The organism is Nonomuraea insulae (assembly GCF_042656245.1).
In genome coordinates this window covers 104,056-118,262 of record NZ_JBHSPA010000057.1, presented here as the reverse complement: position 1 = coordinate 118,262, position 14,207 = coordinate 104,056, and the positions used below count along the sequence as shown (strand labels likewise).

The following is a 14,207-nucleotide window of genomic DNA, read 5'->3' as shown; positions in this document are numbered from 1 at the left end:
AGCTCACGTCAGGAGCCTCCTGGCCCACGCGAGGCGAGGGCCCACGCGGGGCGAGGCTCTCACCTCACATCAGGAGCCTCCTGGCCCACCTCAGGGGGAGGCTCTCAGCCCACCGTCTCGCGCTCGTGCTGACACACCGAGCAGCTCGTCAACCCGGCCGCTTCCGCCGACGCGAGCGTCATCGTCTCCACGCCGGTCTCACCCGCGCCCCGGATCAACGGACAGGCGGTGCTGTGGTAGCGGCGAGTGCCGATGATGACCTTCACCGTCCTCGGCCGCTCACCCTTGCCACCGCCGGGCCCTTTGGAATCAGCAGGCTCATCACCAGACGCATCGCCCTTGGCAGCCCCCGCCTTGGGAGCGCCACCCTTGGGAGCGCCACCCTGAGGAGCGCCACCCTGAGGAGCGCCGCCCTGGGGAGCGCCGCCCTGGGGAGCCCCGCTCTTGGCGGGCCCTACCTTCGGCTCACCTTCCTTGGGAGCATCTGTCTTGGAGCTCTCTGCCTTGGACCCAGCATCGGCAACTGATGGTCGCTCGCCGGCGGGCGACCTCTCGGCGCCGGGCGACCGCTCGGACCCCGTGGCGGTCCGGCGCTCGGCACCTGCGGCAGGCGGACGCTCAGCCCCTGCGGCTGGCGGGCGCTCGGATCCGGCCTTTCCGGGGACGGCTCCGGGCTTGGCGCCCGACGATCCCCCCGGGGCGCCGGTTGGCAGCGGCCCCTTGGGCTTGGCCGTCGACTCGGCCGAGGACGCGGGCCGCTCGTGCAGAACCGCCGTCTCTCCGGCGGAGGACGGCTCCTCAACGGGCCCAGAAGGGCGCTGCGACGGCTTGGCAACCCCATCGGAGGACTCCGGACGCGCGGGCATCCCCGACACCGTCACACGAGGCTGCGGCGCCGTCGCGGGCCCCGCGGAGTCATCGTTCCGCGCACCCGAGGACTGCCCCGGCTTGCCACCACGCTGCTCCGCCGTAGAACCAGACTGCCCAGGACCGGATTGACCCGACGTGGAACCAGGCCGCCCAGGACCCGTCGTGGAACCAGGCCGCCCAAGGCCGGCACCGGACTGCCCAGGCGTATCGTCCGACTGCCCCTGCTTCCCACCGGCTTGCACGGGCTTACCACCGGCTTGTACGGGCTTACCGCCGGTCTGCACGGGCTTACCACCTGGCTGTCCAGGCTTGCCACCGGCCTGCCCAGGCTTGGCGCCGGGCCCGCCAGCTCCGGGTGTGGGGGCCGACTGGCCGGGCTGCTCGGGCGTAGCTGCCGTAGCGGCCGTCTGGCCGGGCTGCTCGGGGGTGGCGGCCGACTGGCCGGGCTTGACGCCTGGTTTCCCAGCCGGGATCCGAACGCGGCCGGTTTGCTCGGCCTCACCCTCAGAGGACTGCCCGGACCTGCTCACGGGCTGTCCGGACGGCCGCACCTCAGGTTGCCCGGTCTTACCCACGGGCTGTCCGGGCTTGGCACCGGGCTGTCCGGGCTTGCCACCGGCCTGCCCAGGCTGTCCCGGTGCGCCACCGGCAGGCCGCGACAGCTCGCCCGGCGAGGTCATCGTCTCGTCGTCGGAAGGCTCGTCGGCGGCGGGCTCACCGGAGGCGCCCGTACCAGAGGCACCCGTACCGGAAGAAGGTTTGCCCGGCGCGGGCGGCGACTCGGCTCTCAGCGCGAACGGCGGCGGCCGGAGGTAAGAAGTCTGCTGGTCCGCCTGCTCATCATCCGAATCAGGCGATGGCGACTCGGGGGCGGCGGAGGCCTTGGCCTGGCTCTCCGGGGTGGCCGTGGAACGGCCGAACCATCCGGGGGCGCCTTCCTCGTGGGCGGCGGCAGGCTCCGGGCTGGGGGTGGAAGCCTTCGTGTCGGGCTTCGGCGGCGTGACCGGCGGACGTAGGTCCCTGGTCTGCGCGGAGTTCTCGGCTCGGCTCTCGGTGAGGGCGCGGCCGGGAGCGACGACGGGCTCGGGGTCGGCGGCAGGCGGCAGTTGCCGTCCGCCGAGCGCGGCGTCTGGCAGGCACGTGGTGCAGGGCGTGAAGCCCTCTTCGCGTGCCTCTTCGTAGGTGAGCTCCTCCTGGTCCCGGCCGATCAACTGCCTGCAGCCGGGCATGTGGTAGCGCTTGCGGCCCGGGATCACCAGCACGATCGCATCCGGCGAGATGCCGCTCGCCGCGGGGCGGCGTGGGGCGGGGGTGGGAGCCGTCCGCTGCGGTGGTGCCTGCGGATGCGGCTGCGGTCGAGGCTGCGGCTGGTGAGCCATGGGACTGGTCTGGTTGTACGGCATGGCCGGCGGCATGAGCCCCTTCGGGGGGGTGGCCGGCGCAGCGGCCTGCCCACCTCCGGGAAAAAGCTCGTTTCGTCGCAGGAACGCTCCGATCACCAGGAACAGCGCGGAAAGCACGCTGACCACGATGGACCACATGATCAGGAACGGTGTCGCCAGTACGAAGCCCGCGATCAGCAGAACCACTGCCGCGAGCACCAAACCAGCACTGATAAGGATCACAGGGGGCTCTTTCGAGTGACAGGTCCTAGTGACCCGCTACTTTACCGGCGGTCGTTGTGCGGACCGTCACCGCCGGGGAAGGCTCCCTGCGGAGGCTCGCCACCGAACGGGTTGGGACCACCGGGAAGAGGCTGCTGGTTACCCTGAGGCACGGCGTGCGACATGGCGGGAGCCTGCTGCTGACCCTGCTGCGGACCACCGGACATCACCGGGAACCCGCCGCTGCCCTCCGCGGAGACGTTGAGCTCGGCGAGCTGGTTCTCCAGGTAGAGCTTGAGGCGGCTGCGGTATTCGCGCTCGAAGCTGCGCAGTTCCTCGACCTTGCGCTCGAGCTCGTCGCGGGTCTGCACCAGCGAGCCCATCGCCTGACGGTGGCGCTCCTGGGCGTCGCGCTCGAGCGTCTCGGCGCGGGCGCGGGCGTCGCCGATGACCTGCTCGGCCTGGCGGCGGGCCTTGGTGAGGATCTCGTCGGCCTCGCGCCTGGCCCGGGTCACCGTCTCGTCCGCCTCCCGGCGGGCGTCGGAGATCGCCTGGTCGGCGGTCTGCTGCGCGAGCGCGAGCACGCGGGCTGCGGTGTCCATGTTGTCCTCGGCGGGAGGCATGTTCATGGCCACGGGCACCGGCTGCTGCACCGGCGGCGGCTCGGGGGCCCGCATGGGCTCCGGCTGCGGCGGCGCCATCATCTCCGGCTTGGGCTGCTCCTGCACCGGGGCGGAGGCCATGGGCATGTTCATGCCACCCGGCACCTTCCCCCGCAGGCACTCGGCCAGCTTGGCGCGGAGCTCCTCATTCTCTTGGATCAGGCGGTCGAGCTCAGCTTCCACCTCGTCGAGGAAGGCGTCGACCTCTTCCTCGTCGTAGCCCGGTCGCAACCGGGTGGTACTGAACTGCTTGTTCCGCACATCAGCGGGCGTCAGCGGCATTTTTTGGTCTCCTTGGCGCGCTTGGAGTCTGTCCGGAGGACGGTAACCCGAATCACTTCAGCGCGGACACGAGTTGGATCACGACCAGCTCCCCACCGGTTCTGATCATCGCAGCGTTCCGGCGATCTGAATCAAGATCAGAACCACGATGAACAGGACAGTGAAGCTTAGGTCAAAGGCCACCGTACCCAACCGGAGCGGAGGAATGAAACGGCGGAGGAACTTGAGTGGTGGGTCCGTTGCGGTGTATGTGGCCTCCGCCAGCACCAGAACGACGCCCGAGGGGCTCCATTGACGAGCGAAAGCCTGCACCGTCTCAAAGATCATCCTGCCGATGAGCAGCACCAGATAGACGGACAGGACAACGACCAAGATCCCACCAACGATCTCCACGGCCCCGCCGCGCCTCCATTCTGATGTGCCCTCCAGGCCTCGGCGAGACCAAGTTGGGTCCAGTAGGCATACAGAGACTCTAACTCTGGTTGAAGAACCCGCGTTCCGCGATTCGGGCCTTGTCCTCGGCGGTCACCTCGACATTGGCAGGGGACAACAGGAACACCTTGTTGGTAACACGTTCAATGCTGCCATGTAGGCCAAAGACCAGACCTGCCGCGAAATCCACGAGCCGCTTCGCGTCACTGTCAACCATCTCGGTCAGGTTCATGATGACCGGGGTGCCGTCACGGAAGTGCTCTCCGATGGTACGCGCCTCGTTGTACGTGCGGGGGTGGAGGGTCGTGATGCGAGCCAGATCGGTCGTGCGGCGTTCCAGGATCGTCGTGGTGGGCCTGGGGGCCGGAACCCCGGCTTCGGGCTCCTCTTCGCGGTCCTGGAGCGCCACGGGACGCTCCTCACCGGTCCGCTGCGCCTCGTCCTCGTAGGCGTAGTCGTCGGTGTAGGTCTCGTACCTCTCGTAGCGGTCGTCCTCCACGAGACCGAGGTAGACCGCCATCTTGCGCATCGCGCCGGCCATCGCTACGTCGTCCTCCTGCTCACGGTCGCACTCGCTCGGGCTCGTCGCCACGTCCGAGGCGGTAGGCGTACCCCCTGGAGCTCACCGCTGATCGACCTCTACTTGGTCATGGGCTTGGAGACCCACTTGAGGGGACATTACCTGACGAAGGGCTTGCGGCGACCGAGCAACGCCGTACCGACCCGCACGTGTGTCGCGCCGTACGCGACCGCTTCCGTGAGGTCGTCGCTCATGCCCGCGGAGATCATCGTGGCGCGCGGGTGCTGCTCCTGCAGGAGCAACGCCAGATCCCGCAGCCGCGCGAACGCCTTGGCCGGGTCCTCGCCCAGCGGGGCGACCGCCATGACGCCGCCCAGCCACACGCCCTCGGCCAGCGCCACCTCGTCGGCGAGCGCGAGCAGGTCGCCGGAGCGCGCGCCGCCCCTGGCGGGGTCGTCGTCGAGCGCGACCTGGAGCAGGCAGCCGACCTCGCGCCCCTGGCGCACGGCCTCCTTGCTGATCGCCTCCAGCAGCCGGAGGCGGTCGACGGAGTGGATCACATCGGCGTAGCCGACCACGGAGCGGACCTTGTTGGTCTGCAACTGGCCGACGAAGTGCCAGGTCAGTGGCAGGTCGGCGAGTTCGCGCGCCTTGGCGGCGGCCTCCTGGTCGCGGTTCTCGCCGACGTCGCGCACACCGAGCCCGGCCAGGATGCGCGTGTCCTCGGCGGGGCGTGTCTTGGTGACGGCGATCAGCGTGACCTCGCCCCGGTCGCGCCCCACCGCGTGACAGGCCTCGGCGATGCGCGTGTCCACCTCGGCGAGACCGGCCGCGATCTCGTCCCTTCTCACGTGCCTGCCTCCCTCGCTCCTGGCGTGCCTGGTGTCCCTCGTCATACTCGGCGTCATACTCGGCCGCCCGCACATGTCATCCTCGCCCATCTGCCCGCACACGACGGCGCCGCTCCCGTTTTCCCAGCGGGGAGCGGCGTCAGGCGGACCGGCTGCTGTGACGGCCTATTTGAGGAAGTCGGGAACGTCGAGTTCCTCTTCCTGCTCCTCGAAGATCACCCTAGGACGTTTGGGGGGCTCCGACATGCGGGAGGTGATGGGCGTGGGCGGGTTGGCGGGCTCGGGCGCGGGCCGTGGGATCGAGACGGGGCCGGACGGCTCGTCGTCAGGCTCGTCCTGCCGCGAGTCCTGCACCGGCTCGACCGGGCGGACCGGCTCGGGCCTGAACTCCGTACGGGGCTCGGGGCGCGGCTCGGGGCGGAACTCGGGACGCGGCTCCGGCCTGAACTCCGTACGGGGCTCAGGACGCACCTCAGCGCGCGGCTCAGGGCGCAGCGGGGCCGGGTCGGACTTCACACTCGCCGACGGCACGCTCGGCCGCGGAGGCGCCGCCGGAGGCGGGCTCGCGGGCTGTGCGGCGGCGGGACGGCCCGCCGGGCGCGGCGCCTCCTTCTCCGTCGGACCGGGCACGTCGTCGAAGCCCGCGGCGATCACCGTCACGCGCACCTCGTCGCCGAGCGCGTCGTCGATGACCGTGCCGAAGATGATGTTGGCGTCGGGCGCGGCGGCCATGGACACGAGCTGGGCCGCCTCGTTGATCTCGAACAGGCCCAGGTCCGAGCCGCCCGCGATCGACAGCAGCACGCCGTGGGCGCCGTCGATGCTGGCCTCCAGCAGCGGGCTGGAGACCGCCATCTCCGCCGCCGCCACCGAGCGGTCGTCGCCGCGCGCGTGGCCGATGCCCATGAGGGCGGAGCCGGCGCCCGACATGACCGACTTGACGTCGGCGAAGTCGAGGTTGATCAGACCGGGGGTGGTGATCAGGTCGGTGATGCCCTGGACACCGGACAGCAGCACCTGGTCGGCCGCCTTGAACGCGTCGAGCACGCTCACCTGCCGGTCGGAGATCGACAGCAGCCGGTCGTTGGGGATCACGATCAGCGTGTCGACCTCGTCGCGCAGCGTCTCGATGCCCGCTTCGGCCTGCGAGGCCCTGCGCCGTCCCTCAAAGCTGAACGGCCTGGTCACGACACCGATGGTGAGGGCGCCGAGCGATCTGGCGATGCTGGCCACGACTGGCGCGCCACCGGTGCCCGTGCCGCCACCCTCACCCGCCGTGACGAAGACCATGTCGGCCCCCTTGAGGACCTCCTCGATCTCCTCACGGTGGTCCTCTGCCGCCTTCCGGCCGACATCGGGGTTGGCGCCAGCGCCCAGTCCGCGCGTGAGCTCGCGGCCCACGTCGAGTTTCACATCGGCGTCACTCATCAGCAGCGCCTGGGCGTCGGTGTTTATCGCGATGAACTCGACGCCCTTGAGTCCCTCCTCGATCATCCGGTTGACGGCGTTGACTCCGCCGCCGCCGATGCCGACGACCTTGATGACCGCGAGGTAGTTCTGCGGTGCTGCCACGACGAGGGGCCTTTCCGCTCGTTGACTTGCCATTTCGGTGCGGAATGTCTCCGCTTTTGTTAGTTCGGGTAACTCTCAACCTCAGGTTGAGATTTAGATTTATGTCAACCTGAGGATTGATACGGACAGTAGGAGTTACGCTCCAGGCGGGTCAACTAACCGCGCCGCAAGCACGTCCGGCGTGTCGCGGGCTGTCCGTTTCGCTCCGCAGTCGCGCCTGGTCGCGGCCCTCCTATGCCGAAAGTCCGGCTTACAGGCTCTCACGCCGCGACCCCCGCCTCGGACAGGCTCGGCCATGCTCTTGCCCCGGAGTTGCCAGACCCTGACGATCACGATCACTTGAGCGTCACCACGTCGGGAGAGCTCACGTCGTACAGGGTGGCCGTTCGCTCACGTTTGAGCAGCGAGGAGAGGATGCGGCCCTTCTCCTCCGGCCGGTCGGGGCCGCCCCAGATGACGGTACGGCCGTCCGACAGCTCCAGCGTCACGCCTTCCGCCGTGCCCGCGTGCACCTGCTTGACCCGGCCCGCCACCTCGCTGGGCACCGCCTGGATGACCTTGAGCGCCGCCATCATGACGGGGTCGCCCGCGGTGGGGCGGTCCACCTTGAGCAACGGCAGCATGGGCGGCGCGGCGGACTTGAGCTCGATCACCACGCCCTGCCCGTCGACGATCGCCACTTTCTCACCCGCCTGCACGGCCGCCACCGGCTCGCGCTCAACCACCTCGATCTTGAGCGTGCCGGGCCAGACGCGGTCCACCCTGGCGGTGGCGAGCTGCCTGATGCCCATGACGCGGCTCTCGACGTCGGCCAGGTTCACGGTGGCGAGAGGGTGCAGGTCCGCCACGCCGGCCTGCTGCTTGATACGCTCGCTCGGCACTGTGAGATTTCCCACGATCTCGATCGAGCGTACGCCCAGCACGGGCGAGAAGAACACCAGCCACGCGGCGGTGCCCACCACTCCCGCGGTCAGCAGCACCAGGAACGCCGTGCGCGCCTTCATCGCCCTCCACTCGCATGCGGCTCATGTCGGCACCGAACCTACGCCGACGCACGGCCCAACACCCGCGCGCCACGCCCAAACGGCCCCGCCCGCCACCGCCCTCAGGAATTCACGGCCGAGGGCCCTCCCGCGGGAAGACTCTGCCCTTCACCTGAGGACCCGGAACGGCCTGGGAGGTCTCAGGACAGGCGGGCGACGATCTGCGGGCCGAGCTCGGTGACGTCGCCCGCGCCCATCGTCAGCACGATGTCGCCGGGCCGCGCCCGCTCGGCCACCAGCCCGGGAACCGCAGACCGGTCAGGCGCGTACGCCACCCGCTCCGGCGGCAACGGCACCCGCCCCGCCACCATCGCCCCGGACACCCCCGGCTCGGGATCCTCGCGGGCCCCGTAGACGTCGAGCACGATGGCCTCGTCGGCCAGCCCGAGCGCCGCCCCGAACTCGTCGGCGAAGAACCGGGTGCGCGAGTAGAGGTGCGGCTGGAAGATCGCGATGACCCGCCCGGTGCCGGAGTAGGAGGCGACCACGTCGCGGGCGGCCCGCAGGTCGGCGGTCAGCTCGGTCGGGTGGTGGGCGTAGCTGTCGAACACCGCGATGCCCCCGGCCTCGCCCTTGGCCTCGAAGCGCCGCTTGGCCCCTGTGAAGGCGCCCAGGCCCTCTCTGATCTCCTCGAACGGCAGCCCCAGCTCGTCGGCCACGGCGATCACCGCGGTGGCGTTGAGGGCGTTGTGGGCCCCGGGGACGGCCAGGCGCACCTCTCCCCTGCCCTCGATCGCGAACACGGTGCCGAACCCGTCGGGCCTGACGTCGCTCACGCGGTAGTCCTCGCCCTCCAGGCCGTAGGTCCTGACCCGCAGCCCCCGCTCGCTGGCCCGCAGCGCCACCTGCGCCGAGCCCGGGTCGTCCGCGCACACGATGAGCAGCGAGCCCACCCGGTCGGCGAACCTGGCGAAGCTGTCGTGCACCGCGCCCGAGTCGCCGTAGTTGTCGAGGTGGTCGGCCTCGACGTTGGTCACCACGGCGATGTCGGGGGCGAGCATGAGGAAGGAGCCGTCGCTCTCGTCGGCCTCGGCCACGAACACCTGTCCGTGCCCGTCGTCGGCGCCCAGCCCGGTGGTGACGAGCTGACCGCCCACGCAGTAGGACGGGTCGGCGCCGCACTTCTGCAGCGCCACGGTGAGCATCGAGGTGGTGGTGGTCTTGCCGTGCGTACCGGCGATGGCGACCGCGGTGCGCCCGGCCATGACCGAGGCGAGCGCGGCGGCCCGCGGGATGATCCGCAGCCCCTGCTTGAGCGCCTCGCCCAGCTCGGGGTTGGAGTCGCGGATGGCGGTGGAGACCACCACGGTGTCGACGTCTCTGATGTGGGAGGCGGCGTGGCCGATGTGCACGGTGGCGCCCAGCTCGCGCAGCTCGGTGATCTGCTCGGAACTGCGCGCGTCGCTGCCCGTCACCCGCACGCCGCGCTTGAGCAGGATGCGGGCGATGCCCGACATGCCGGAGCCGCCGATGCCGATGAAGTGCACCCGCCCCAGTTCGTCGACGGTGACGGGATCGACCAGCTTCACGAGACTCATCGGGCTATCTCCAACACTTTCCTGGCAAGCATGATATCTGCGTCCTTCCTCCCCAGTCTGGAGGCGGCCTCCGACATGATGGCGACCCGCTCCGGGTCGTGGAGGATGGGCAGCACGTTGTGGATGATCCATTCGGGTGACAAGTCGGCGTCGTCGACCACCAGGCCGCCGCCGCCGCGGGCGATGCGCTCGGCGTTGATCCGCTGCTCGCCGTTGCCGTGCGGGAGCGGCGCGTAGGCGGCGGGCAGCCCCACCGCGGTCAGCTCCGCGCAGGTCAGCGCGCCGCTGCGGCACAGGGCCACGTCGGCCGCGGCGTAGGCGAGGTCCATGCGGTCGACGTAGGGCAGCAGCACGTATTGCGGGTCGCCGGGCGGCGGCTCGTGCTCCACGGTGTTCATCGGGCCCATCACGTGCAGCACCTGCACCCCGGCCCGGCGCAGCACGGGCGCGGCGGCGAGCGCGGCCTGGTTGATCGACCTGGCGCCCCGCGAGCCGCCGAACACCAGCAGCGTCGGCCGGTCGTTCTCCAGCCCGAACCAGGAGCGCGCCTTGTCGCCCATGGACAGCCGGTCGAGCGAGACGATCTCGCGGCGCAGCGGGGTGCCGATGTATTCCGCCTTGGGCAGCGTCGTCTCGGGGAAGCCGGTGTAGACGTGGTCGGTCAGCCTGGCGCCCAGCCGGTTGGCCAGGCCAGGACGGGGATTGGCCTCGTGCACGACGATCGGCAGGCCGCGCCGCTTGGCCGCCAGGTAGGCGGGGGTCGCCACGTAGCCGCCGAACCCGACCAGGATGTCGGCCTGGACGCGATCGAGGATGGCCACGGTGGCGTTGATCGCCCCGGCCAGTCTGCCCGGCACGGTCAGCAGGCTCGGAGTGATCGCCCTGGGCAGCGGCACGGCCGGCACCAGCTCGAGCTCGTAGCCCCTGGCAGGCACGAGCCGCGTCTCCAGGCCGCGCTCCGTGCCCACACAGGTGATGCCGACGCTCCGGTCCAGATGGCGCAGCGCGTCCGCAAGCGCGAGCGCGGGCTCGATGTGCCCGGCCGTCCCCCCACCGGCGAGGACCACCCTCATCTCGGTCACTCCCTAACGTGTCACTCGGCCTCTGGTTTTACGCCCCAGGCCAAGCCAGCTTAGGGCCCGGGCGGCGGGTCCGGGGCCACGAGCCGCCAAGGCCTCCCGCGCGCCGGGCTCGCGCTTGGCGAACGCCAGCAGCATGCCGAGCGCGGCGAGCGTGGGCAGCAGCGAGGAGCCACCGTAGGAGACCAGCGGCAAGGGGATGCCGGTGATCGGCAGCACGCCCAGCACGGCCCCCATGTTGACGGTGGCCTGGCCCACCACCCAGGCCACCATGGCGGCCGCGGCGAGCCTGGTGAAGGCGTCGTTGACGCGTACGGCGACGCGCAGCCCCGCATACCCGAGCAACCCGAACAGCGCCACGACCATCAGCGTGCCCATCAGCCCGAGTTCCTCACCGAGGATGGCGAAGATGAAGTCGCTCTCGCCGTGCGGCAGCCAGCTCCACTTCTGCCGGCTGCTGCCCAGCCCCAGCCCGAACCAGCCGCCGGAGCCCATCGCGATCTGCCCCTGCACGGCCTGGTAGCCCGCGCCCTGCGCGTCGGCCCACGGGTCGAGGAAGGCGCCGATACGCGCCATCCGGTACGGTTCCACCTTGATCATGATGACGGCGGCCAGCACCGCCAGCGCCAGGATGCCGCCGAACAGCTTGACCGGCGCCCCCACCACCCACAACAACGCCAGAAAGATCATGAAGAGCACCAGCGTGGTGCCCAGGTCGCTGCCGAGCATGACCATGACGGCCAGGATCGCGGTGCCGGGCATGAGCGGGATCAGCATCTGCCGCCACTCGATCCGGCCCTGCCGCACGCGCCTGGACAGCAGGTCGGCCCCCCACAGCACGAGCCCGAGCTTGGCCGGCTCGGACGGCTGGATGGTGAAGGGGCCGATGTAGATCCACCGCTGCGCGCCCAGCTCGGAGGAGCCGATGAACAGCACCATGACCAGCGCGATGATCGACAACGCCATCAGCGGGTAGCCGGCCCAGCGGAAGAACTTGATCGGCAGGCGCGAGCAGGCGTACATGACGGGCACGCCCACCGCGGCCGACAACGACTGCTTGATGAACCACGAGAACGGGCTGCCGGTCTTCTGCAGCGCCTCGATGCTGGAGGCCGACAGCACCATCATCAGCCCGAGCGCGAGCAGCAGCGCGCTGCACATGATGATCAGGTAGTAGGTGGCCAGCGGCTTGTCGAGCAGTTCCTTCAGCGCGCCGAGCTGCTCGCGCGCCCAGCTTCCCGGGCTCTCCTGCGCGGAGGCCGGGCGTACCCGCTCCTCAGCGCTCGTGCTCACGCCGCGCCCTCAGCCCGCGTACGGCACGCGCGAAGGCCTCCCCTCGCGCCGGGTAGTTGGCGAACATGTCGAGGGAGGCCCCCGCCGGGGACAGCAGCACGGTGTCTCCTGGTGAGGCCAGGCGCGCGGCTTCGGTGACGACTCTTTCCATCACACCAGTGTCCCGATCGGCGATGTCCACGAGTGGGACATTCGGTGCGTGTCGCGCGATGGCTTCGGCGATCCGGGCACGATCGGCGCCGAGCAGCACGGCGCCGCGCAATCTGGGGGCGGCCTGGCGTACCAGGTCGTCGACGTCCGCGCCCTTGAGCAGCCCGCCCGCCACCCAGACCACCGACGGGTACGACGCCAGCGCGGCGGCGGCGGCGTGCGGGTTGGTGGCCTTGGAGTCGTCGATGTAGTCGACCTCGCCGATCCGGTCCACGTGGGCCAGCCGGTGCGGGTCGGGCACGAAGTCGCGCAGCCCCTGGCTCACAGCCTCGGACGGCACGCCGAGCGAGCGGGCCAGCGCGGCGGCGGCCAGCGCGTTGGCCACGTTGTGCGGGGCGAAGGGCCGCACGTCCTCCAGCGTCGCCAGCTCCTCGGCCGCCTCGACCGGATCGGCCACGAACGCCCGGTCCACCAGCAGGTCCTCCACCACGCCGATCTCGCCCCGCTTGGGCACCCGCAGCGTGAACCCGACCGCGCCCGGATAGGGAGCGGCCAGCCGGGTGGTCTCGGGGTCGTCGGCGTTGAAGATCACGGTTCCCGCGCGCTCGTAGACGCGGCCCTTGGCGGCGGCGTACTCCTCCATGGACCCATGCCAGTCGAGGTGGTCGGGGGCCACGTTGAGGATGGCCGCGGCGTGCGGGGCCAGCGTGCTCGACCAGTGCAGCTGGAAGCTCGACAGCTCGACGGCCAGCACGTCGTACGGCTCCGCGACGGCCTGCACGACGGGCACGCCCACGTTCCCCACGGCCAGGGCCTTGCGCCCGGCGGCCAGCAGGATCGAGGTGAGCATGCGCACGGCGGTGGTCTTGCCGTTGGTCCCGGTCAGCGCCAGCCAGGGGGCCGCCTGCTCCGGCCGCAGCCGCCAGGCCAGCTCCACCTCGCCGACGACCTCGACCCCGGCCGCGAGCGCGGCGGCGACCAGCGGGTGATGCGGCGCCCATCCGGTGGTGACCAGGCGCGTCGCCCCTTCGGGCAGGACCATCTCCCCGAACCGGGTCTCGACGCCCGCTCCGGCCAGCTCCGTGGCGGCGGCGAGTTGCCGCTCGCCCTCCGTGGCCTCGACGACCACGACCCGCTCGCCGCGCGCGGCCAGCACCCTGGCCACGGCGACGCCGGACACGCCGAGCCCCGCCACACAGGTGACGCCGATCACCTGGGCATCCACTCGACGTAGAACAGCCCGAGCCCGAGGGCGGCGCACAACATCGCGATCAGCCAGAAGCGGACCACGATCGTGGTCTCCGCCCAGCCCTTGAGCTCGAAGTGGTGTTGCAGCGGCGCCATTCTGAACACCCGTTTACCGGTCATCTTGAAGGATCCGACCTGGATGATCACCGACAGCGTGATGACCACGCACAGGCCGGCGAGGATGATCAGCAGAAGCTGGGTACGGGTGGCGATGGCCAGCCCGGCCAGCACGCCGCCCAGGGCCAGGGAGCCGGTGTCGCCCATGAAGATCTTGGCGGGCGGGGCGTTCCACCACAGGAACCCGATCAGCGCCCCGAGCACGGCGGCTGCCACCACGGCCAGGTCGAGCGGATCTCGTACCCAGTAGCAGTTGGGGCCGAGCTGGTCGATGCAGTTGTTGCGGAGCTGCCAGTTGCCGATCAGCACGTACGCGGCCAGCACCGTGCCGGTCGCGCCACTGGCCAGGCCGTCGAGGCCGTCGGTGAGGTTCACCGCGTTGGAGAACCCGACGATCATGATGAGCACCCAGATGGTGAACCCGACGATGCCGATCGACGGGCCGATGTCGCGCAGGAACGACAGGCGGGTCTCGGCGGGGGTGATGCCGTACACGTTGGGCTGGCGGGTCACCAGGACGGCGAAGACCGCGCCCACGACGAGCTGGCCGAGCGCCTTGGCGCCGCTGCGCAGGCCCAGGCTGCGCTGCTTGTAGATCTTGATGAAGTCGTCCAGGAACCCGACCGCGCCGAGCCCCGTCATCAGGAACAGCACCAGCGTGCCCGACACCGTGGGGGGCTCGAGCATGACCAGGTGCGAGGCGCCGTAGGCGAGCAGCGCGGCCAGCACGAAGACCGTGCCGCCCATGGTGGGGGTGCCGCGCTTGCTCTGGTGCTCGGGGCCCACCTCGCGGACCTCCTGGCCGATGCCACGCCGCGAGAACAGCTTGATCGCCAGCGGGGTGCCCAGCATCGAGAGGATCAGGCCCACCGCGCCGGCGATGATGATGTTGGTCACTGAGCGGCACCTCCGAGCACGAGCTCTGCCGTCCGCTCCAGCCCCATCG

The 14,207-nt window shown here is 70.6% G+C and carries 12 protein-coding genes; all 12 read right to left on the bottom strand.

All coding sequences use genetic code 11. The annotated features are described in order from the left end of the window. Positions 1-104: 104 nt before the first annotated feature. The 12 genes from ACFPZ3_RS43795 to mraY all read right to left on the bottom strand — a co-directional run bounded on the left by ACFPZ3_RS43795 (position 105) and on the right by mraY (position 14,158). Complete coding sequence (locus tag ACFPZ3_RS43795; RefSeq protein ID WP_379520300.1) at positions 105-266, bottom strand: hypothetical protein; 162 nt, start codon at positions 264-266, stop codon at positions 105-107. 2,270 nt (positions 267-2,536) lie between these two features. After that, positions 2,537-3,418: a DivIVA domain-containing protein gene (locus ACFPZ3_RS43790; protein ID WP_379520299.1), complete on the bottom strand. Its 882-nt coding sequence runs from the start codon at positions 3,416-3,418 to the stop codon at positions 2,537-2,539. A 105-nt stretch (positions 3,419-3,523) separates the two neighbouring features. Further along, entirely contained in the window at positions 3,524-3,811 is a 288-nt protein-coding gene (locus tag ACFPZ3_RS43785) for a YggT family protein (RefSeq protein ID WP_379520298.1), read from the bottom strand. Between the two features lie 79 nt (positions 3,812-3,890). After that, the gene (locus ACFPZ3_RS43780) at positions 3,891-4,391 is read right to left on the bottom strand and encodes a cell division protein SepF (protein ID WP_379520297.1); all 501 of its coding nucleotides are present in this window, start codon (positions 4,389-4,391) and stop codon (positions 3,891-3,893) included. 137 nt (positions 4,392-4,528) lie between these two features. Further along, positions 4,529-5,221: a YggS family pyridoxal phosphate-dependent enzyme gene (locus tag ACFPZ3_RS43775; RefSeq protein ID WP_379520296.1), complete on the bottom strand. Its 693-nt coding sequence runs from the start codon at positions 5,219-5,221 to the stop codon at positions 4,529-4,531. 165 nt (positions 5,222-5,386) lie between these two features. Further along, complete coding sequence (gene ftsZ, locus ACFPZ3_RS43770; protein WP_379520295.1) at positions 5,387-6,793, bottom strand: cell division protein FtsZ; 1,407 nt, start codon at positions 6,791-6,793, stop codon at positions 5,387-5,389. Between the two features lie 335 nt (positions 6,794-7,128). Next, the gene (locus ACFPZ3_RS43765) at positions 7,129-7,797 is read right to left on the bottom strand and encodes a cell division protein FtsQ/DivIB (RefSeq protein WP_379520294.1); all 669 of its coding nucleotides are present in this window, start codon (positions 7,795-7,797) and stop codon (positions 7,129-7,131) included. Positions 7,798-7,976: 179 nt separating this feature from the next. Next, positions 7,977-9,374: a UDP-N-acetylmuramate--L-alanine ligase gene (murC, locus tag ACFPZ3_RS43760; protein ID WP_379520293.1), complete on the bottom strand. Its 1,398-nt coding sequence runs from the start codon at positions 9,372-9,374 to the stop codon at positions 7,977-7,979. Next, positions 9,371-10,447 (bottom strand): undecaprenyldiphospho-muramoylpentapeptide beta-N-acetylglucosaminyltransferase, encoded by a 1,077-nt coding sequence (gene murG, locus ACFPZ3_RS43755; protein ID WP_379520292.1) that lies wholly within the window; start codon positions 10,445-10,447, stop codon positions 9,371-9,373. Before murG ends, murC begins: the two co-directional genes overlap by 4 nt. A 12-nt stretch (positions 10,448-10,459) precedes the next feature. Further along, positions 10,460-11,746: a putative lipid II flippase FtsW gene (gene ftsW, locus ACFPZ3_RS43750; RefSeq protein ID WP_379520291.1), complete on the bottom strand. Its 1,287-nt coding sequence runs from the start codon at positions 11,744-11,746 to the stop codon at positions 10,460-10,462. Continuing rightward, on the bottom strand, positions 11,730-13,121 hold the full coding sequence (gene murD / locus ACFPZ3_RS43745; protein WP_379520290.1) for a UDP-N-acetylmuramoyl-L-alanine--D-glutamate ligase: 1,392 nt from the start codon (positions 13,119-13,121) through the stop codon (positions 11,730-11,732). The genes ftsW and murD overlap by 17 nt, the downstream gene beginning before the upstream one ends. Further along, a complete protein-coding gene (gene mraY / locus ACFPZ3_RS43740) occupies positions 13,106-14,158 on the bottom strand; it encodes a phospho-N-acetylmuramoyl-pentapeptide-transferase (RefSeq protein WP_379520289.1) in 1,053 nt (350 codons plus the stop codon). The genes murD and mraY overlap by 16 nt, the downstream gene beginning before the upstream one ends. Positions 14,159-14,207: the final 49 nt, after the last annotated feature.